Below are 20,924 nucleotides of genomic sequence, written 5' to 3' on the forward strand. Positions count from 1 at the left end.
GTTATAACTAGGCAATAACGATTTATAAATTGGAGTAAACATCCATGTCAAACATGCAACTCGACACCCTTAGACGCATTGTCCAAGAAATTAATGCGTCCGTCAGTTTGCATGATTCTTTGGACATTATGGTCAACCATGTTGCAGAAGCAATGGATGTGGATGTGTGCTCGATTTATTTACTGGATGAGCGTAATAAGCGTTATGTGCTCATGGCCTCTAAAGGTCTAAATCCAGAATCTGTTGGTCAAGTTGCATTAAATGTAGGTGAAGGGCTTGTTGGCTTAGTCGGTCAACGCGAAGAAATCGTCAACCTAGACAATGCACCGAAACATGATCGTTTTGCTTATTTACCCGAAACAGGTGAAGAGTTATTTAACTCCTTCCTCGGCGTTCCCGTCATGTACCGTCGTAAGGTAATGGGCGTTCTCGTTGTACAAAAGAAAGAGCCCCAAGACTTTAGTGAAGCGGCTGAATCTTTTCTCGTTACGCTTTGTGCACAGCTCTCAGGTGTTATTGCCCATGCGCATGCGGTGGGAAATATTGATGTATTCCGTAAACCAAGTAATGGACCTAGCTACAAAACCTTTCAAGGCGTATCAGGTGCTGGGGGAATTGCCTTAGGACGTGCTATCGTATTGTATCCACCCGCAGATCTCACTGCGATTCCAGATCGTGAGGCTGATGATATCAGTGAAGAGCTGGAACTATTGGATCAAGCAATCGTTGCTGTTCGCGCAGAAATCCAATCACTTGATGAAAAGATGCAAGATTCATTGATGTCGGAAGAACGAGCACTGTTTAGTGTGTTCTTACGAATGCTAGATGAAAATGCACTTCCAAGTGAGATCAAAGATCATATTCGTGATGGTAGCTGGGCACAAGGTGCCGTACGAAAAGTCATCGACAAGCACTCTGCTCTATTTGCACAAATGGAAGATGATTATTTGCGTGAACGCGTATCTGATCTAAAAGATCTAGGCCGTCGAATCCTCGCTTGTTTACAAGAAAATGATACAAGTCATCGAGAGTTGAGTCCAGATAGTATCCTGATCGGCGAAGAAATCAGTACTGCTGCATTAGTTGAACTACCTGTTGACAATATCGCGGCGATTGTAACCTCAGAAGGTGCTGCCAATTCACATATGGTGATTGTTGCACGTGCGTTGGGTATTCCAACCGTTGTCGGGGTGACTGAATTACCGATTACCACACTTGATGACATTGAGATGATTGTCGATGCTTATCAAGGACGTATCTTCGTTAATCCACCACGACGTTTACGTCAACGCTATAAAGAAGTCCAAAAAGAAGAAGAACAAATTGCGAAAGATTTAAAGCAATACGAAACCAAAGATGCGATTACCCCAGATGGCGTTGCGATTCCGCTATTTGTAAATACGGGTTTAATGATTGATGTAGTTCGTGGCGTGCAACGTGGTGCAAAAGGCGTTGGTTTATACCGTAGTGAAATCCCGTTCATGCTCCGTGATCGCTTTCCTGGTGAAGAAGAACAACGAGCAATATATCGTCAACAGCTCAGCCATTTTGCCAATAAACCTGTCACCATGCGAACTCTCGACATTGGTGCAGATAAGGATCTACCATACTTTAGCATTGAAGAAGAAAACTCCGCTTTAGGTTGGCGTGGTCTGCGTTTTACACTCGACCACCCAGAAATTTTCTCAGCTCAAATTCGGGCAATGCTAAAGGCAAGTATTGGTCTAAACAATCTACACATCCTCTTGCCGATGGTGACCAGTGTCAGTGAGGTTGAGGAAGTTCTGTATTTATTGGAACGTGACTGGATTGCAGTTCAAGAAGAAGAACAAGTCAAAATCAATAAACCTAAAATTGGGATTATGGTTGAAGTCCCAAGTGTACTCTTTCAAATTGATGAGTTTGCAGAATTAGTCGATTTTTTCTCTGTGGGTTCAAACGATTTAACTCAATATTTACTCGCTGTTGATCGTAACAATCCTCATGTTGCCAACGTTTATTCACATTATCACCCATCAGTCCTCAGAGCATTAAAGCGTTTAGCACTCGACTGTCAGGCACACCAAAAACCAGTGAGTGTCTGTGGAGAAATGGCAGGTGACCCATTAACCGCTATTTTATTAATTGCAATGGGCTTTGACACACTGTCAATGAGTTCAAGTAATATTTTAAGAGTACGTAAAGCGATTTGCCATGTCCGAATGAGTGACGCGAAGCGTCTACTGGATGACGTTCTGCAAATGAATAACCCTTTAGTCATTAAAAGTTGGTTAGAACACTATTTCAGAACACATGGTTTAGCTGATATGGTCAAATCGAATCGTTTAGTCGGCGCCTAAACGCAACATCATCAAAGGGGATGCTGTTCAGACAGAGTCCCCTTTATCAATATAATTATTTTGCAGCACGAAGATAAACTTGCTGCTTACCTTGATTTAAGCTCACACGAGGAAATTGACGATCATAGTCAATCACAATCGTATCTTTAGCTGCAAGATTTTTACGATCAGATTCCCATGTCACATAATACGTAATTTCAGCATCCGCTCGAACCGCTGGTTGAATCAGCTTTTTATGATCTGCTGGAATTGTAAAATCCACAGTAAAAGGAATCTGAGAAACTTGAATTTTCTTTTTCTGAATCAACGTTGCTGGCGCATCAGCCATACGACTATCTACTGCATACAAACTTGCTGTACCTTGCTGTGGCGAGACGCCATAAGTTCCTTGCCCCACAAACTCAACACTGAGTGATTGTAATGAGTTTGCTTTACCTCCATCTGTTTCAGGCATAGATGTACAACCTGCAAGTGCTGTTAAGGATAGACCGAGTCCTATTGCGAATGCTTTCATTATTTTTTAATCTCCTCAAAAGATAAAATCAAAAATATCATAGTAAACCTGCAAATTCTTGTGACTTACATATCTCCTACCTAGCATTTCATTGAGAAACTTAAATGAGCCTCTTTATTAAAATAAGTGTAGAAAAATATGCATAAATTCACTATTTTTACATAACTGCAACAGGTCTATTTCATGCTTTTTTACCGATTTCATCTATTTTTAGTTAGGTCATTAATCATTACAACGACTTTTTATATAAAAAATTAAAGATGAATTAAGCTTTTTATTTTTCAACATTTTTTATCATTTTTAACAATTTTCACATCCACAAATCTCCTATTCCTGTTTAAGCTTTAAACAGTTTCAATCGAATAAAGCACTTAAGACATCAACTTTAATCCATTGGAAAAAAAAACGTCATCAACCTAGAGTAAAAATACAAAGAATGCGAACTTAGTCATTGCACATCAATTTAGGCATCTGAGATTTCGATACCGATTTTGTCAATGCGGCGGTTACACATTCATATCTTTGAACGGTCCAATAGTCGAGATTACGTTACTCAGGCGTTATCTCGATGGAGAAGAATCATGAGCCAGAACGATAAATCACAAATCAATACGACATCAGGACAATGCCCTGTTCTCCACGGCGGCAATACAGAAATGCAAGGCGGCCCCATGGCTTGGTGGCCAAATGCCTTAAATCTCGATATTTTACATCAACATGATAAAAAAACTGATCCAATGGATCCTGATTTTGATTACGCAAAAGCTTTTTCAGAACTTGATTTAGAAGCCGTCAAGCAAGATTTACGAGAACTCATCAATACGAGTCAAGACTGGTGGCCTGCCGATTGGGGCAGTTATGTTGGTATGATGGTGCGTACAGCATGGCACCTTGCCGGTAGCTACCGTAAACAGGACGGGCGTGGTGGCGCAAATACTGGTAACCAACGTTTTGCACCTCTAAATAGCTGGCCTGATAACGTCAATACCGATAAAGGCCGTCGTCTGCTTTGGCCAATCAAAAGAAAGTATGGCAATAAAATTTCATGGGGCGATTTAATTGTGCTTGCAGGTACAGTCGCTTATGAGGTTGCAGGACTGAAAACATTTGGTTTTGCTGGCGGTCGTGTCGATATTTGGGCACCCGAAAAAGATGTGTACTGGGGTAGCGAAAAAAAATGGTTAGATGCAACCAAAAACCGTTATGACAATGATCAAGACCGTGAATCTTTAGAAAATCCGCTTGCGGCAGTTCAAATGGGCCTCATTTATGTCAACCCTGAAGGCGTTGATGGTGTACCTGATCCTTTACGCACAGCTCAAGATATGCGTACCACATTTGATCGAATGGGAATGGATGATGAAGAAACTGTCGCATTAACTGCAGGTGGTCATACTGTCGGTAAAGCACACGGAAATGGTAAAGCAGAGAATTTAGGTGCTGACGTTGAAGGTGCAGATGTTGAATTCCAAGGTTTAGGTTGGCATAACTCTGAAGGAACGGGCAATGCTGAAAACACTATGGTCAGTGGTATCGAAGGCGCTTGGACCACTCACCCAACTCGATGGGATAACGAATTTTTCTATCTACTTTTCACTTATGATTGGGAGTTGCGCAAGAGCCCAGCAGGTGCTCATCAGTGGGAGCCCATTAACATTAAAGAAGAAGACAAGCCTGTCGATGCCCACAACCCAAATGTCCGTCGTAATCCGATCATGACCGATGCCGACATGGCACTCAAAATCGATCCTGAATATCGTAAAATTTCAGAACGTTTTTATCGTGATCCAGCTTATTTAGCGGAAGTATTCTCGCGCGCATGGTTTAAATTAACCCATCGTGACATGGGGCCAAAGAGCCGTTATCTAGGTCCAGATGTTCCTCAAGAAGATTTAATTTGGCAAGATCCAATTCCAACTGTTGACTATACTTTGACAGATAGCGAAATTGCAGAGCTTAAAGCGAAGTTACTTGCAAGTGGTTTATCTAGCTCAGATTTAATTACAACTGCTTGGGACAGTGCACGTACTTATCGTGGTTCAGATTTCCGCGGTGGAGCCAACGGTGCCCGTATCCGTTTAGCACCTCAAAAAGACTGGGTTGGCAATGAACCTGAGCGTTTACAACGTGTGTTAAGTGTATTGGAGTCAATCCAAGCAAGTTTAAGCAAAAAAGTCAGTATTGCTGATTTAATCGTACTTGGAGGTACGGCTGCCGTAGAACAAGCTGCGCATAAAGCAAGTGTACAGATCACTGTACCATTTGCCCCAGGTCGTGGTGATGCAACCGCAGAACAAACTGATGTTTACTCATTTGAACCATTAGAACCGTTACATGATGGTTTCCGTAACTGGCAGAAGCAACACTATGCAACAATGCCAGAAGAGTTGCTATTAGATCGAGCACAACTCATGGGACTTACTGCACCGGAAATGACAGTATTGGTTGGTGGCCTACGTGTACTCGGTGCGAACTATGGTAACAACCCGCAAGGTGTCTTGACGGATCGTGTTGGCGTACTTAGTAACGATTTCTTTGTGAATCTCACTGACATGAAATTTAACTGGAAGCCAACAGGCCGCAATAGTTATGACATCGTCGAACGTGACAGCGGTGTAGTTAAATGGACAGCAAGCCGTGTGGATTTAGTTTTTGGTTCAAATTCAATTCTACGTGCTTATGCAGAAGTATATGCTCAAGATGATAACAAAGAGAAATTCGTCAAAGACTTTGTGAAAACTTGGGTCAAAGTGATGAATGCAGATCGTTTTGATCTTGCTTAAATCCTCTTAAAATGGAGAAATGAAGAACCTTTTATGGTTCTTCATTTTTTTATGCTGGATTTTGAACTATGATCACAACAATGAATCTGGAAAATAATAACAATGACGACTTCACTCAATCATATAATCCAAGACAGTAACATCATCTTGTTTGATGCTCATTGTGTACTATGTTCTGCATGGGCGGATTTCATGGTGAAAAATGATCCTCAACTTCAATTCAAGTTAGCATCAGTTCAGTCACCAATAGGTCAACGTATTTTAACGATGTATCAACTTCCTACTGATCATTTTGAAACAATGGTATTAGTGGAGCGTGGAAAACTATATACAGAATCAACTGCATTTATCAGAATTATTAAGCACTTATCATTTCCATATTCAACACTTAAGTACACTCAATTTATTCCCAAAGTGATCCGAGATTTTGGATACCGACGTGTTGCCCTCAACCGCTATCGTCTTTTTGGTAAGACTGAACAATGCTACAGAATGACACCTGAAATCGCGGCCCATTTTTTAACTAATGATATGGTTTCATGAATACCTTAATCCAAACCCATCAACATATTTTGAAGTTAAGTCAGGTCATGATTGGCTTGCTATGGATTTATCAGGGTTTATTTCCAAAATTAATTTTTAAAGTAGAGGATGAACAATACTTTTGGCAATACATGGGCTTAGCTTCAGAGTATATCTTCTGGATAATTTCACTTTCGGGGATCGCTGAAATTAGCTTCGGTTTTATGTTTTTATTATTTACACATCGATATTTACACAGGTTAAATATTATCAGTTTGATTGGGTTATTCATTTTCGTTTTATTGATTTACCCAAATAAAATCTATCAAGCATTTAATCCTGTCGTCATGAATCTGGGACTGATTAGCCTTTCAATTATTGCATTGTGGTGTATTGATGCTCTACAAGAGATCAAGCTCGAATAAAATGCCCTTCACGAATACAATAAAATGGGCTCACTAATTTTGAGGATGCTTTCATCTCATGCATCAGCTCTTGTTCTGGTGCATCACGATCTTCATCCGTGAGCTGAAAAGTTCGATAATGTATTGCGAGAGATCGATGGGCATGTAAGTCTAAATGTGCATGGAATGCATCTTGTGGATTCATATGAACATAACGCATCAAATGACGAGGCTCATAAGCGCCTATGGGTAACAATGCCACTCTCGCATCACCATAACGCTCATGAATCTGTTTAAAGTGCCCAGCATATCCTGTATCACCAGCAAAAAAACAATGTCCTGTTTTTGCGAGCAACGAAAATCCGCCCCACAATGCACGATTCTGATCTCTCAATCCACGCCCAGAGGCATGCTGTGCAGGTGTATACGCAATTTTCAATTCATCATGAAATGGAATTTCTTGCCACCAATCCATTTCAATCACATGCAAATGTTCAGGCATATAATAACCATTGCCTAAACCCGTATAGATCGGCATTTCAAACTTCTGATGAAGCCATTCTAAAGTCGCCAAATCAAGATGATCATAATGATTATGGCTCAATAGCACACCATGAATATAAGGCAGATGCTCTAAAGCAATTCCAGCTGTACACGCACGCTGAGGGCCACGTCCTTGCCGCGGACTTGCATATTCACTCCAAACAGGATCTGTTAAAAAGTTATACGGACCTATTTGGATCAAAACAGTCGCATGCCCCACAAACCATATTTGCCAATCATTCAGATCTGCATGCGGACGGTTTTGGGGAAACTCCAAAATTTGATTACGCTGATTCAACTCATGAGCACGATCAACCTGCCATGTAAAGGACTTCCGTGTGGCAAGCCATTTCACCAAGCCTTTACGACCTAGTGGTGACAAAGGACGCTCTAGATTGTAGAAACGATCAAGACCACTATGCTCAGATGCCTCATGCGGAAATGGAGGCTTCATCCATGTATGGCTCAAGCAAGATTGTGTCGGCAATTGATAGGTTAATGTCGGCTTATCTTTCATGTACGTCTTCTATGGTGAAATCCAATCGCATGGGATAATAGGAATATTTCGATCTTTAGGCTTTAAGTATCAAGTCAATCCAAGCTTTTCTCATATACAAAAAGTATCAATCTCAGAAAATTTAATGATGCTCTGATCCTAACATAAGCTGTTAGTTATGCTGATTTTCTTTGACCGAGTCAATACCATTTTCACGTCGTTATCATACGGTTTGGTGGTTGATTTTATTCCAGATGATATACACGGGCATTTTCACGAATTTCCTTACCACATAAAAAAACAGTCGCATCAAGCGACTGTTTCTAACAATTCTATATCCTTAACCAGCATGACTAAAAAATTCAGCAAATTTCTCATAACTAGGGCGCTTACTCACATGATCCAAATAACGCGCTATTGCTGGATGAGGTTGTATTTCTTCCATTTTCAGTTGCCAAAATAACATAGCTGCCACCAGCACATCCGCCGTTGTAAACTGCTCACCACATAAATAAGGTGCAGCTTCACCCACGCCAATCACAAAGGCATTATAAGCATCATCATAGTCGCCATAGCCAACTGAAGACTTTTGTTCAGGATTCACCCCTACACCAAGCATACGGTCGGTTGCAGCAGCTTCCCATGGTCCAGAAATGAAGAATAGCCAACGATAATAAACACCACGTTGCGGATCATTTAACGCTGGCGCTAAGCCTTTCTCTGCAAACTTATCGGTCAAATAAGCGCAAATAGCCCCCAACTCATAGATCACCACATCATCATCAACCAGAACAGGTACTTTCCCAAAAGGATTAATTTTTAAATATTCAGGTGTTTTCATTTCCGTATCAAAAGCAACTTCAATGCGTTCACATTCAATACCCAGTTCGATTAACAACCAATCGACAACAACACCACGTGAAAAAGAATTTGTATATAGTTTTAGAGCCATTTTGATATTTCCTTGTTTATTTGGTCTTATTTAAATTTAATACTTGTGATTGTCAGTTTTTGTCAGTAGTCGAATGGCAAACTTCTTGTCTCCACCATTGTTGGAAAAGTTGTTGTTTAAAATGAGGATATAACTCTTGGCTTAAACTCAATTGCTGTATTCGATCTATTCTGAAATGTCGAAAGCCATTACGCAGTTCACACCATGCTGCTAAAACGATACGATCATTAAAATATCCTAATGCAAATGGCCACAATACTCTTGAACTGACTCGTTGCTGCTCATCGGCATAATCAACCATGATTTTGACTTGTTGACGAATCGCAATTCGAACCTGCTCGACTAACTGCTCATCTACAGGCAACCATGTTTGAATTGATCTTAGCGTGGTTTGTTCTAATAGATGCTGACAATGCGCGGGTAGTACCGCATTCAGTTTTGCCAATACAGAAGTTGATGCTGATTTTAGAGCTTGATCAGGAATCTCACTTAACCAATTTAATGCCAAGAAAATAGCTTCAATTTCGGTTTCATTTAATGTCATCGGTGGAAGTAAGAAGTTTTCTTTAAGTTGAAAACCTAGACCCGCAGCAGCATCAATATTTACCCCTTGCTCTCGCAAGCTCTCAATATCACGATAAACACTACGCTGACTGATCCGTAAACGTTCCGCCAGTACCTTTGCTGTTACTGGATATCGATATTCTCTTAATAATTGCAAAAGATTGAGCAAACGAATTGAGCGACTCATGGCTTCCCTATTGCTTTGTTATTATTTTTTGATGGGAGAGCATACTCCCCCACCTTGGTGTAATGCTTAAACCACTTAACTCTCTGAGAGTGCCGTCGATTGTATCATCCCTTGCAAATAACCATGCAATTGTTGCACATTATCCGCAATCGTAAGCGGTTGATAACGTTGTAACGTTTCAACACTATGCACGCCATAACTGACGCCGATTCTTGGCATATTCAGATTTTGTGCCATCTCAAGATCATAACTGGTATCTCCCACCATAATGGCGCGATCCACAGCCACATCCATCTCTGAAATGATTTCTTTTAACATCAATGGATCTGGTTTCGATCTTGTTTCGCTCGCCGCACGGGTAATATCAAAAATATCATGGCTATTGGTTTGTCCAAGCACCCGATCCAAGCCTTTACGGCTTTTGCCCGTCGCAACAGCAAGTTTTAAACCTTGTTGCTTTAAATCTGCGAGTAGTTCAGCAACCCCATTAAACCAGACATCACCCTTCGAGTTCGCCACATAATGATCCGCATAACATTGCAAAATATCCTGCTGTAAATGAGGCACTTGTGGAAATAAGATTTGCATGACCTCAGGCAAACCCAAACCAATAATACTTTTTGCAGCGTCATTGCTCAGCGGCTGTTCAAATTGTTGTGCAGCATGCTGCAAACTTGCCACAATTTGCCCAACAGAATCAAACAAGGTTCCATCCCAATCAAAAATCACCAATTCCACATTTTGACGCATGATGATGTTCTCAATTTGATTCATGATTGCTTTCTCAACTCATCAATTAACTGCTGCATATCTTCAGGCATAGGTGCTTCAATAATTGGATAATTTGGAATCTCTAAACGCATGGCATGTAAACACAAACGTCGCGCCTCAGGCCCTGAATACGCTGTATTGTGCCCATATTTATCATCACCAATCAGTGGATGACCAATACTTAAACCATGTACACGAATTTGATGGGTACGACCTGACAAAGGTGAAGCATGCACCAGAGTTGCTGTTTTAAAACGTTCAGCCACCTTCCATTCTGTTTTACTAGGCTTACCTTCTTTGGTGACACGCACACGGCGTTCACCATTAGCCAGTTCATAACGCAATAAAGGTGCGTCAATCAACTGCTTATCCAAGCTGACCTGTCCTTTGACAATCGCCGCATAGGTTTTTTGAATTTTATGCTCACGCAGTAGGTCTTGTAGCAATTTTAAGGTGCTACGCTTTTTACTGATCATCACCAAGCCAGAAGTGTCTCGGTCAATACGATGAATCAGTTCTAAATATTTTTTCCCTGTCGCCGCACGCAAAGCCTCAATCAAGCCATACGCGACACCACTACCGCCATGTACTGCAATGCCGGAAGGCTTATTAACTACCAATAAACCCTCATCTTCATAGACGACACGGCTCAATAAGCTTTGAGCAACGCTATCACTCACAGGCGCAGCCGTTTCATCTTTTTGCTCATAACGAATCGGTGCAACACGAATCTGGTCACCAATCTGCAACCGTGTTTCTGCTTTTATTCTTTTTTTATTGACACGTACTTGTCCTTCACGAATCAAACGATAGATTCGACTTTTTGGAACACCTTTTAATCGGGTAAATAAAAAGTTGTCTATTCGCTGCCCGTCTTGATGCTCATCCACGTCAAACCAAGTGACACTTTGCCATTGTTGTGTAGAATTCATACGCTCGATTTATCCAAGATTTGCTAAATATGATTAAAAAATGATCATTTAGCTAAGTTATTTCACAAGAAACCTAAACTTAGCCCATAGGCAGATGCCGCAAGGTTTGATATATTCAGCGCACGGATACCACCGTAAGTGAGCATCAAATCAAAAATTTTATTTAGATAAAATTTTAAATCGATGAGATATTCACCAACAGCTCGGATAGGTCCTAAAGAATTATGCCGACGCCGAAGGCTTATTATATCGGCAAAATGACAAACTGTTGCGTTTAATTGTGCATCTGCACATACAGTTTGTTCAGAAAAAATATGTCGCCAACTCTTGTTGGTTATTAAACGTAAACTGATCCACATCAGACAATTTGCTCCCTGATGTCGCATTCAGGCTAAAGCGTTGATGCATTGGAACTGCTAAGCAGAGATACGATGATCATTCCGTATCAAGAACTTCCAGATGGATCGACTTCAATGCTTAATGACAGTGAAAGTCACCATCCAATGCACCGCTCACCCGCCAGTGAAGCGTACAGGAAACTTTGATTATGTCGGATCTAGTGATATTTCACAGATGTAAGACATGAATGAAATGTCAATAGATCGAAGATTAAAGCAGTATTGCTGACATCGAAACAACCGTATCAAAGCCCAAGCTGGATTTACAGTCAGTGGTTTCAGAGCATCCGAAATATAGTTGCTTCTGAGTCTTGATCGCGCCAATTTGATGTTTGCTCAAAAATATTGGGCCAGTTGTTTGTGTGCATCACTATTAGGTGTCACACCCATGAAACGTATGTTGATTAATGCAACCCACGCAGAAGAAGTCCGCGTTGCACTTATCACTGGTAATCGTCTTTACGATTTCGATTTAGAAAATCGTACTCGTGAACAAAAAAAATCAAATATCTATAAAGGCCATGTCACTCGCGTTGAGCCATCTTTAGAGGCGGTTTTTGTTGAGTACGGCGCACAGCGTCAAGGCTTTTTGTCTATGCGAGAAATCGCAAACTCATATTTCAAGGCGGATCCTCGCCAAACTTCTAATATTCGTGAACTCATTACTGAAGGCACTGAATTATTGGTTCAAGTTGAAAAAGAAGAGCGCGGCAACAAAGGTGCTGCGCTTTCGACATTTATTTCACTTGCTGGTCGTTATTTAGTTCTTATGCCAAACAATCCGAAAGGTGGCGGTATTAGTCGTCAAATTTCGGGTTCAGTCCGTGAAGAGCTTAAAGAAATTTTAGCGACACTAAACATCCCTCGTGGCATGAGCGTCATCGTTCGTACTGCAGGTATCGGGCGTACGCAAGAAGAATTACAACTCGACCTACAACACTTACTTGACCTTTGGGCACAAATCCAAAGCTCTGCAAGCACTGGTCCATCACCAATGCTCGTTCACCAAGAAGCGGGTGTTGTTACACGCGCGATTCGTGATTATTTACGCGATGATGTGGGTGAGATTTTAATTGATAGCGAACAAGCTTATAACGAAGCGTATAACTTTGTTAAAGCAGTTATGCCACGTCAACTCGACAAATTAAAAACCTATACTTTAAATGAACCGTTATTCGCTCATTTTGGTATTGAAAGCCAAATCCAAACCGCTTATGAACGTGAAGTAAAACTTCCGTCTGGTGGTTCTATCGTGATTGACCAAACTGAAGCATTGGTTTCAATCGATATCAACTCAGCGAAATCAACACGTGGTCATGATGTTGAAGAAACCGCTTTAAATACCAACTTAGAAGCAGCTGAAGAAATTGCACGCCAACTTCGTTTACGTGATATTGGTGGCTTGGTTGTGATCGATTTCATCGACATGACCAAAGACCGTAATCAACGCATGGTTGAAGCGAAACTTCGTGAAGCAACACAAAGCGATCGTGCACGTATCCAGTTTGGTCAACTGTCACGTTTTGGCCTCATGGAAATGAGTCGTCAACGCTTACGCCCTTCCTTAGAAGAAGCGACTGGCTATGTTTGCCCTCGTTGCCATGGTACAGGTATGGTACGTGACTTACGTTCACTTTCACTATCGATCATGCGTAAGGTCGAGGAAATTGCATTACGTGAGCGCCAAGGTGAAGTTCAAGTTGAAGTGCCTGTAGAAATCGCAGCCTTCTTATTGAATGAAAAACGTCATAGCCTTGTTTATCTTGAACAAACTTCAAATGTACGTGTCACTGTATTGCCTCATCCGCATTTAGAAACACCACATTACCAAATCCAATACAATCCAGCAGGCTTTGCACCTTCAAGCTATGAACGTACCGAAGCAACACGTTCAAGTGAAAAAGAACTGGGCTATGAGTCATCTGAATGGCATTTAGAAGATGCAGAACACGTTCATGCTGCTCCAGCACAAGCTCAAACTGCCGCTCCACAGAGAAAAACTGCTCAGCCACAGGCTGCTCAACCGAAGCAAGCACAAGTGCCTGCACAGAAGTCAGCAAGTCCTTGTGCTTGGTTAGAAAATCTATTTGTTCAAAAACAAGCACAGACGATTGATCAATCTCGTTCTGCACAAAATGCGGCAGCAGCGATTGAGCAATTGGTCAATGGTGGTGCGGTCAGCCGCGGTCAATTTGGTCAAGTCAACACCCCTGTTGTCACTGAAACACCAGCACCTGCGTCAACAACGAACAATGCCTATATTTCACAAAACCCTGTGAAACATGAAGCGCGCGAAAGCTTTGAAAAAGACGAAAAAACACATCGTCCAAATCAAAACCAGAAGAAGCGCAAGCATAAAGAGCAACGTGAACAACATGCACATGCCCATGAACAACAAAATCAAGTGCATGAAGAAGTTGTACAACTATCGCGCCAAGAACAACGCCATGAGCAACGTGAGCTAAAACGTCAACAAAAACGTCAGCAAACACAAGAGCCTCAAAACCAGCAACAGCATCACGATGCTGCACAAGGCAATGAGTCTGCTCCTGTTCCACGCCGTGAGCGTAATCAACAGCGTCCAAATCGCCCAAATCGCCCAAATCGCCACCGCGATCAAAGCGTTTTAAATGAAGCACCAGTTGTCACTGAAACTGCGGTTAACCCTCAACAGGTCAAAGTAGATGTGATCGATGCTCCTCGCACTGAGCCGATGAATACTGCATTGGTCGTGAATATCGATCAAGGACAAAGTGAAATTATTGCACTGAATCCGCAACAAAAAACGACACCAGCAACTAAAGTTGAAGCTGTACCTGCTGTTGTGGAAAAAGCTGAGGTGACTCCAACTGCCGAAGCCGAGCCAGTAGTTATTGAACAAGAAGCTGAGACTGAAGCAACTCAAACTCCAGCGAAACGTGCCAGCAATGATCCACGTTCACGCCGTCGCCAACGTGGTGGTCAAGCTGTTGCTAAAGAAGCTTCCGTTAAAATAGCGCCGTCACAAATCCCAACATTGGGACAATACACTCTTGGCAGCTTAATCCGTCATGTATACGGTGAAGATTGCAAAATCTTGATTGAGCAGTTTGGTTTAATCACCACTTTCAATCGTGCTTTGCAAAAGTTCACTGAACAATATGCAAGCACACTTGTTGTGGAAAATACAGTTGTTGAAGAAAAGCGTCCTGTAACACGAGATGCAGAACTTCCAGCTCAAAAAGCAATGGAAGAAGCAGAACCTGCGCCAGTGTTAGACCTAACACCGCCTAAAGCATCCGCTGCTCGCGTCGCAAACGATCCTCGTGAGCGTCGCCGTTTAGCAAAACTTGCTGCAGAACAAGCAAAAGAAGCACATCTTGCTTCAAATGCCACACCTGCTGTTGTAGAGAACACTGAAGTCGCTGCTGAAGAGGTGAAAGAAACCGCACCTCTTGAAGAACCTTCAGTAGAGGCAACACCAGTACCAGAGCAACAACCTTTGGAACTTGCAGCTACAGCAGTAGAAGCCGCTGAAACAGAAACAGTTACAGCCGTTGTTGAAGAAACGCAACCAGAACCTCAACAATCAGCGCCTAAGCCTGCGAAAGAGGTTGTAGAAAAAGCAACCAAAGCAGAAAAAGTGACTGAAAAAGCTGAAGCTGTAGAAAAAACGGAAGCAACTGAAGCTGAGGAAGACGAAGCTGCTAAAATTGAAAAAGAAAAATCAAGTCGCCCGCGCCGCCCTCGTGGACGTCCGCCGAAGAAAAGTACGCCTGGCAATGAATAATTTGCTAAATTGCGCACAATAAACAAAAGCCTAGTCATTTCGATGACTGGGCTTTTTTGTTATTTTGTCAAAATTAGGTTGATTGCTCTAGGAACTTACCATTAAAAACAGCATCAACAACAGTGATGTAAATGGTTGTGTTCCAATAGATAGCCATTTTGGATTGATCAAAAAATAAATAGGATTGATATGAGCCAAACTACACAAACCGATATTATTACCCTAAGTGATGTCGCGACTCGACTCCCGAACTTCATCACCAAAGTACCTCATATCCTCAATGGACTTAAGCAGGCGTATATACGCACTCCGACTTCACCAGCAGGTTTAGGCATCGCTTTTGAAAAAGCTGTAAAACGTAATCCTCAAGGCACAGCACTATTATTTGAAGAGCAAAGCTATAGCTATCAGGCACTCAATGAATGGGCCAACCAAATTGCGCACTACTACCTTTCAATCGGCGCAAAAAAAGGTGATGTAATTGCGGTAATGGTTGAGAATCGTCCTGAGCTTATTGCAACGATTGTTGCTTTGGCAAAAATAGGGGTAACCATTGCACTCGTTAATACTTCACAAATTGGTAAAGTACTCGCGCATAGTATTAATCTAGTCAATCCAATTGCAGTGATTGCTGGTGAAGAAGTTCGCGCTGTAATTGATGAAATTCGTCAAGACTTAACCGTCGCGCCAGACCGTTTTCATTGGTTTGCTGATCAAGAGACACGCAAGAATGCGGGGACTGCGCCTCAGGACTACGTCAATCTAGCCGAACAAATTGATCAATTTCCAAAATTCAATCCATCGACCACACGTACAGTAACAGGCAAAGATGGTTTATTTTACATTTATACCTCAGGTACAACAGGTCTACCAAAGGCTGTGATCTTTACACATAGCCGCTGGACACTGGCTTACGGTACCTATGGCCATATCCTCAATCTAGGTAAAGATGATGTCATGTATGTGACTTTACCGCTTTACCACGCCACAGGTGTAGTGGTGTGTTGGTGTGGTGTGATTGCAGGTAGCGCAACACTTGCGGTACGCCGTAAATACTCAACCAGCGCATTTTGGAAAGACGTACAAAAGTTCAATGCATCAGCAATCGGCTACGTTGGTGAATTGTGCCGCTACCTCATGGATGCACCTGTTACCGAGCTTGATCGCGCACATCGTGTCACTAAAATGATTGGTAACGGTATGCGTCCAAATATTTGGGGCAAGTTTAAAGAACGCTTTGGTGTGCAAGAAGTCCTTGAACTTTATGCATCAAGTGAAGGTAACGTTGGTTTTAGTAATATCTTTAACTTTGACAACACCGTTGGCTTTTCTCCAACACCTTATGCAATCGTTGAATATGACAAAGAGAAAAATGAACTAGTACGTGATAGCAAAGGCTATTGCAAGAAAGTAAAAACAGGTGAAGTTGGCTTACTGGTAGGGAAGATTACCAGCCGCTCTCCTTTTGATGGCTACACTGATCCTGAAAAAAACAAATCTGTTATATTGAAAGATGTCTTCACAAAAGGCGACTCATACTTCAACACAGGTGATTTAGTTCGTGATATCGGTTTCCGTCATGCACAGTTTGTGGATCGCTTAGGTGATACTTTCCGTTGGAAAGGTGAGAATGTTTCAACCACCGAAGTTGAAAACATGGTCTGCGAATATGAAAAAATCGCAGAAGCAGTTGTTTATGGTGTAGAAATTCCAAATACTAATGGTCGTGCAGGTATGGCAGCGATCACCTTAGTTGATGGACAGGAACTCACTGAAACCGATCTTAGCGAAATGGTCAATGTATTTAAAAAATGCCTACCATCTTATGCAATTCCAGTGTTCTTACGTGTACAAGAGAAAGTTGAAACTACAGGTACATTTAAATACCAGAAAAATAAGCTGAAAGAAGATTCATTTGATCCAAGCAAAACTTCTGAACGTTTACTGGTTTTATTACCTGGTGCATCAAGCTATTGTGATGTAAACACTGAGATATTTGATAATATTCAAAGTTATCAATACCGTTTCTAGTTTATTTTTTAACTAAACAAGAGGAAATCGTGCTTTTTATAAACAATCATGCACATGTTTTTAAATTTCCTCTTGTGTTAGCTGAATAAGTTGCTAGAATACGCAACATCAAAACGAAGACGCACTTAGAACTGATTAGTTTTTCTTGCGTAGCATGTTTAAACACTTGCTTAGGGTCGTTAGCTCAGTTGGTAGAGCAGCGGACTTTTAATCCGTTGGTCCCGCGTTCGAGTCGCGGACGACCCACCACTTTAAGTTTTGATACTCCTGAAAAGGATTGATAACCGAAAGTTATCAAGATTTGTAAGACTACGCGCTTCGCTTGTCTTGCAACAATTTTAGAGTGTTACTCTAAAATTATTTCAGGGTCGTTAGCTCAGTTGGTAGAGCAGCGGACTTTTAATCCGTTGGTCCCGCGTTCGAGTCGCGGACGACCCACCAGATTCTAAAAAACCTCATCATTTATGATGAGGTTTTTTATTTTGTATGGAATATCTTTCCAAAAGATGACAAGAGCTATGTCATAACTTCAGGATTCCCTTCCCGAGTTTATAATTTATAAAAACGCTTCTAATACCGTATTTAAAAAGATATGACCCTGCTCGGTACAAGCAATACGATCTGTAGCAGCCACCAAAAGTTTCTTTTCACGTAACGTGTTCAGAATAGGCGCTAACTCTGCCAAACTTAAACCAGTACGTTGTTCATATAAAGTTGCTTCAACACCATCATTGAGACGTAGAGCATTCATCATAAATTCAAATGGTAACTCATCTGCTTCAATACGTTTCATTTGCACATGTTCAGCAGGAACTTTAGCTAAATAATCTTTCGGCAAGCGGGTTTTTTGAAAACGGTAGACACCTTCAGGACGTGTCACCTTTCCATGTGCGCCGGCTCCAATCGCGAGGTAATCGCCAAATTGCCAATAATTCAAATTATGTGCTGATGGCTTTTCCTTTCGCCATGCGGAAACTTCATAATTTACATAGCCATTGGCTTTTAAGTATGCCTCACCCTCCGCTTGGATGTGTTCTAAGACTTCATCTTGCGGCAACACAGGCTGAGTTCTAAAAAAAACCGTATTCGGCTCAATGGTCAATTGATACCAGCTAATATGCGTCGCACCATGCTCTACAGCTAATTTTAGATCAGTTAATGCCTGTTGCTCTGTTTGCTGAGGTAAACCATGCATCAAATCGACATTCACACGCTCGAAACCGGCTTGACGTGCTTGTTGAATCGCATCCAGTGCATTGCTGGCGGTATGAATACGTCCCAAACGCTGCAAATGCTCTGTATCGAAACTTTGCACACCAAGCGATAACCGATTAATACCAACCGCAAGATAATCTGCAAATGGATCATGCTCAACCGTACCGGGATTGGCTTCGAGGGTAATTTCACAATCAGCTTCAAAACTCAACCGTGCTTTCAGTTGTTCAAATAACCACTGATAACCTTGAGCAGAAATCAGCGATGGCGTTCCCCCACCTATAAACACGCTATGAATTGATCGCCCTTGTGCCATTTCAATTTGCGTCTCAAAATCAGCTACTAAGGCTGCAAGATATTGCTGTTCCAAATCCATAGACAAATGCCCATCAGGAACAGCATGTGAATTAAAATCACAGTAAGGACATTTACGCACACACCAAGGCATGTGAATGTATAAGGATAAAGGAATATTTGCTGGATTTAACGGACTCAAAATAGCGGCTCAATAAAAGAACCACTCTATTTTATCATGACTCCCTTTAAGTCGGTTGCATGTTGCAACAATGCTATTGCTTATCATCATGCTTGGATTCAGTTAGACTGTAAAAATAAAGAACAATTAGACCAAATCATATGATGAAAATTTCAAGCCAATTGCTTCTGATGCTTCCCCTAGCGCTCGGCGTTGGCGTGGCAATGGCATTTCAAACTGCGATTAACGCTCAACTCAGAGAACATCTTCACTCTCCATTACAGGCAGCCTTTCTGTCTTTTTTAGTCGGTACGATTATCTTGGCGTTATTGGTTTACTTTCAAAGCACAGCCAAACCTAGTTTAGGTGAACTTTCACAAATTCCATGGTTTCTATGGATTGGCGGCTTTCTTGGGGTTTATGCCATCAGTATGAGTATCTATACTGCGCCTAAACTCGGATTTCTGACTTTTTCAGGTCTTGTGATTTTTGGCCAGCTCACCATCTCAATTTTATTAGATCATTTTGGTTGGTTAGGCACAGAAAAAATCCCCGTGAATTGGCAACGCCTACTCGGCAGTATTGTCATTTTTATTGGTGTTTTACTCACACTACAGCGTTAATTTTTGAAGAGTATATTTAGTGGCTCACGTTACCAACACACGGTTTGAACTCAAACAACTGTCTCATTTAATGCTCCCTATTTTGATCACCCAATTTGCTCAAGCTGGTTTTGGCTTGATAGATACCATTATGGCGGGGCATCTATCCGCAGGTGATCTTGCAGCGATTGCTGTTGGCGTTGGATTGTGGATGCCCATTATGCTGCTCTTTGCGGGGATTATGATTGCAACAACACCACTAGTTGCCGAAGCACGAGGCGCCAAGACACCTGAGAAAATTCCCACCATTGCACGCCAATCATTGTGGGTTGCCGCCATTCTCGGTGTAATCGCAATGCTCATTTTGCAAGCGATGCCACTATTATTGCCATTGTTTGGCGTACCTGAAAGCTTATTGCCCAAGGCAAGCTTATTCTTGCATGCAATTGGTTTTGGGATGCCTGCAGTGATGATGTATGCCGCATTACGCAGTTACTCAGAGGCATTGGGGCATCCTCGTCCAGTCACCGTCATTAGTTTAGCCGCGCTTGTGATACTGATCCCACTGAACCTAATTTTCATGTATGGTTTTGGGCCGATTCCTGCTTTAGGGAGTGCAGGCTGTGGTTTCGCAACAGCAATTCTACAATGGTTGATGTTTATCACCTTGGCCATTTATATTTCTAAAGCCAAAGCCTATCAAAAAACTCCGATCTTCACGACATGGGAAAAACTTGACCCAATGTGGGCAAAGCGTATCTTGATGCTAGGTCTGCCGATTGGTTTGGCGATTTTCTTTGAGGTGAGTATCTTCAGCACAGGTGCATTGGTATTAAGTCCATTAGGGGAAAATGCGATTGCTGCACATCAAATTGCAATCTCTGTAACCTCTGTCTTATTCATGATTCCGTTATCTCTCGCGATTGCACTCACGATTCGTGTTGGAATGTACTATGGAGAGAAAAACTGGCATGCCATGCGTCAAGTTCAGAAAATCGGACTAATGAGTGCGACTTTCTTTGCAATCTGTACCATGCTGTTGATTGCAGTTGCACGTCCATATATCGTTGCGATCTATACAACAGACCCTCATGTTATTCCTGTAGCGATGTATTTACTCTGGTTTGCAATGGCTTATCAGCTCATGGATGCTTGGCAAGTCGGTGCAGCAGGTTGTCTACGTGGCATGCAAGACACCCAAGCACCGATGTGGATTACCCTCATGGCTTATTGGGTCATTGCTTTTCCGATTGGCTTATATTTAGCACGTTATACCATTTGGGGCGTCGCAGGCGTTTGGCTCGGTTTGATTATTGGTTTAAGCATTGCCTGTGTACTCTTAATTGGGCGCTTATACTTAAATAATAAACGTTTAGCAGAGATCACATAAATTACGTTTCATGATGATCATGAAAGCAGCAAGGCTT

At 41.8% G+C, this 20,924-nt stretch carries 16 protein-coding genes and 2 tRNA genes; 10 read left to right on the forward strand and 8 right to left on the reverse strand.

The window, feature by feature from the left end; translation table 11 throughout:
* Positions 1-44 precede the first annotated feature (44 nt).
* Complete coding sequence (ptsP, locus tag DS737_RS13920) at positions 45-2,339, forward strand: phosphoenolpyruvate--protein phosphotransferase (protein WP_113997775.1); 2,295 nt, start codon at positions 45-47, stop codon at positions 2,337-2,339.
* Positions 2,340-2,394: 55 nt separating this feature from the next.
* Here the strand turns inward: ptsP and DS737_RS13925 are convergent, their stop codons facing one another.
* Entirely contained in the window at positions 2,395-2,853 is a 459-nt protein-coding gene (locus DS737_RS13925; RefSeq protein WP_004637782.1) for a hypothetical protein, read from the reverse strand.
* Between the two features lie 581 nt (positions 2,854-3,434).
* On the opposite strand from DS737_RS13925, the gene katG reads away from it, so the two are divergent.
* The 3 genes from katG (at position 3,435) to DS737_RS13940 (ending at position 6,583) form a co-directional block, all read left to right on the forward strand.
* On the forward strand, positions 3,435-5,636 hold the full coding sequence (katG, locus tag DS737_RS13930) for a catalase/peroxidase HPI (protein ID WP_113997776.1): 2,202 nt from the start codon (positions 3,435-3,437) through the stop codon (positions 5,634-5,636).
* 102 nt (positions 5,637-5,738) lie between these two features.
* Positions 5,739-6,179, forward strand: a complete 441-nt coding sequence (locus tag DS737_RS13935; RefSeq protein WP_005083694.1) for a thiol-disulfide oxidoreductase DCC family protein — start codon at positions 5,739-5,741, stop codon at positions 6,177-6,179.
* A complete protein-coding gene (locus DS737_RS13940) occupies positions 6,176-6,583 on the forward strand; it encodes a DoxX-like family protein (RefSeq protein ID WP_100834076.1) in 408 nt (135 codons plus the stop codon). Before DS737_RS13935 ends, DS737_RS13940 begins: the two co-directional genes overlap by 4 nt.
* On the opposite strand, the gene DS737_RS13945 is transcribed toward DS737_RS13940, so the two are convergent.
* The 6 genes from DS737_RS13945 to DS737_RS13970 form a co-directional block, all read right to left on the reverse strand.
* The gene (locus DS737_RS13945; protein WP_004637777.1) at positions 6,570-7,622 is read right to left on the reverse strand and encodes an MBL fold metallo-hydrolase; all 1,053 of its coding nucleotides are present in this window, start codon (positions 7,620-7,622) and stop codon (positions 6,570-6,572) included. The genes DS737_RS13940 and DS737_RS13945 overlap by 14 nt on opposite strands.
* A 319-nt stretch (positions 7,623-7,941) precedes the next feature.
* On the reverse strand, positions 7,942-8,553 hold the full coding sequence (locus tag DS737_RS13950; RefSeq protein WP_005083699.1) for a glutathione S-transferase family protein: 612 nt from the start codon (positions 8,551-8,553) through the stop codon (positions 7,942-7,944).
* Between the two features lie 52 nt (positions 8,554-8,605).
* On the reverse strand, positions 8,606-9,304 hold the full coding sequence (locus DS737_RS13955; RefSeq protein WP_113997777.1) for a helix-turn-helix transcriptional regulator: 699 nt from the start codon (positions 9,302-9,304) through the stop codon (positions 8,606-8,608).
* Between the two features lie 75 nt (positions 9,305-9,379).
* Positions 9,380-10,054 (reverse strand): HAD-IA family hydrolase, encoded by a 675-nt coding sequence (locus DS737_RS13960; protein WP_026057246.1) that lies wholly within the window; start codon positions 10,052-10,054, stop codon positions 9,380-9,382.
* A gap of 20 nt (positions 10,055-10,074) precedes the next feature.
* Complete coding sequence (locus DS737_RS13965) at positions 10,075-11,007, reverse strand: RluA family pseudouridine synthase (protein WP_113997778.1); 933 nt, start codon at positions 11,005-11,007, stop codon at positions 10,075-10,077.
* Positions 11,008-11,069: 62 nt separating this feature from the next.
* Entirely contained in the window at positions 11,070-11,366 is a 297-nt protein-coding gene (locus DS737_RS13970) for a hypothetical protein (protein WP_005083706.1), read from the reverse strand.
* Positions 11,367-11,793: 427 nt separating this feature from the next.
* Here DS737_RS13970 and DS737_RS13975 point away from each other — a divergent pair, with 427 nt between their 5' ends.
* From DS737_RS13975 to DS737_RS13990, 4 genes are all read left to right on the forward strand, one after another.
* Positions 11,794-15,174, forward strand: a complete 3,381-nt coding sequence (locus DS737_RS13975; protein WP_162784531.1) for an Rne/Rng family ribonuclease — start codon at positions 11,794-11,796, stop codon at positions 15,172-15,174.
* Between the two features lie 189 nt (positions 15,175-15,363).
* Positions 15,364-17,205 (forward strand): long-chain-acyl-CoA synthetase, encoded by a 1,842-nt coding sequence (locus DS737_RS13980; RefSeq protein ID WP_004637769.1) that lies wholly within the window; start codon positions 15,364-15,366, stop codon positions 17,203-17,205.
* A gap of 173 nt (positions 17,206-17,378) precedes the next feature.
* Positions 17,379-17,454: transfer RNA gene (locus DS737_RS13985), tRNA-Lys, on the forward strand.
* A gap of 116 nt (positions 17,455-17,570) precedes the next feature.
* Positions 17,571-17,646 (forward strand) — tRNA-Lys (locus DS737_RS13990).
* A gap of 115 nt (positions 17,647-17,761) precedes the next feature.
* On the opposite strand, the gene hemW is transcribed toward DS737_RS13990, so the two are convergent.
* Positions 17,762-18,916: a radical SAM family heme chaperone HemW gene (hemW, locus tag DS737_RS13995; RefSeq protein WP_113997780.1), complete on the reverse strand. Its 1,155-nt coding sequence runs from the start codon at positions 18,914-18,916 to the stop codon at positions 17,762-17,764.
* A 140-nt stretch (positions 18,917-19,056) separates the two neighbouring features.
* Between hemW and DS737_RS14000 the strand changes: the two genes are divergently transcribed.
* Together DS737_RS14000 and DS737_RS14005 are read left to right on the forward strand one after the other, a co-directional pair.
* Positions 19,057-19,518 carry a DMT family transporter gene (locus DS737_RS14000; protein ID WP_004637767.1) on the forward strand — a complete coding sequence of 154 codons (462 nt, stop codon included), beginning with the start codon at positions 19,057-19,059 and terminating at the stop codon, positions 19,516-19,518.
* Between the two features lie 19 nt (positions 19,519-19,537).
* Positions 19,538-20,887, forward strand: coding sequence for an MATE family efflux transporter (locus tag DS737_RS14005; protein ID WP_005083715.1), 1,350 nt, complete (start codon positions 19,538-19,540; stop codon positions 20,885-20,887).
* The last annotated feature ends 37 nt before the right edge of the window (positions 20,888-20,924 follow it).

The sequence above is a fragment of the Acinetobacter haemolyticus genome (genome assembly GCF_003323815.1).
Taxonomy (GTDB): Bacteria; Pseudomonadota; Gammaproteobacteria; order Pseudomonadales; family Moraxellaceae; genus Acinetobacter; species Acinetobacter haemolyticus.

Bases quoted from the DNA above. Each gene is read 5' to 3' on its own strand.
- ptsP (WP_113997775.1), top strand. From the start codon at position 45: ATGTCAAACATGCAACTCGACACCCTTAGACGCATTGTCCAAGAAATT.
- DS737_RS13925 (WP_004637782.1), bottom strand. From the start codon at position 2,853: ATGAAAGCATTCGCAATAGGACTCGGTCTATCCTTAACAGCACTTGCA.
- katG (WP_113997776.1), top strand. From the start codon at position 3,435: ATGAGCCAGAACGATAAATCACAAATCAATACGACATCAGGACAATGC.
- DS737_RS13935 (WP_005083694.1), top strand. From the start codon at position 5,739: ATGACGACTTCACTCAATCATATAATCCAAGACAGTAACATCATCTTG.
- DS737_RS13940 (WP_100834076.1), top strand. From the start codon at position 6,176: ATGAATACCTTAATCCAAACCCATCAACATATTTTGAAGTTAAGTCAG.
- DS737_RS13945 (WP_004637777.1), bottom strand. From the start codon at position 7,622: ATGAAAGATAAGCCGACATTAACCTATCAATTGCCGACACAATCTTGC.
- DS737_RS13950 (WP_005083699.1), bottom strand. From the start codon at position 8,553: ATGGCTCTAAAACTATATACAAATTCTTTTTCACGTGGTGTTGTTGTC.
- DS737_RS13955 (WP_113997777.1), bottom strand. From the start codon at position 9,304: ATGAGTCGCTCAATTCGTTTGCTCAATCTTTTGCAATTATTAAGAGAA.
- DS737_RS13960 (WP_026057246.1), bottom strand. From the start codon at position 10,054: ATGCGTCAAAATGTGGAATTGGTGATTTTTGATTGGGATGGAACCTTG.
- DS737_RS13965 (WP_113997778.1), bottom strand. From the start codon at position 11,007: ATGAATTCTACACAACAATGGCAAAGTGTCACTTGGTTTGACGTGGAT.
- DS737_RS13970 (WP_005083706.1), bottom strand. From the start codon at position 11,366: ATGTGGATCAGTTTACGTTTAATAACCAACAAGAGTTGGCGACATATT.
- DS737_RS13975 (WP_162784531.1), top strand. From the start codon at position 11,794: ATGAAACGTATGTTGATTAATGCAACCCACGCAGAAGAAGTCCGCGTT.
- DS737_RS13980 (WP_004637769.1), top strand. From the start codon at position 15,364: ATGAGCCAAACTACACAAACCGATATTATTACCCTAAGTGATGTCGCG.
- DS737_RS14000 (WP_004637767.1), top strand. From the start codon at position 19,057: ATGATGAAAATTTCAAGCCAATTGCTTCTGATGCTTCCCCTAGCGCTC.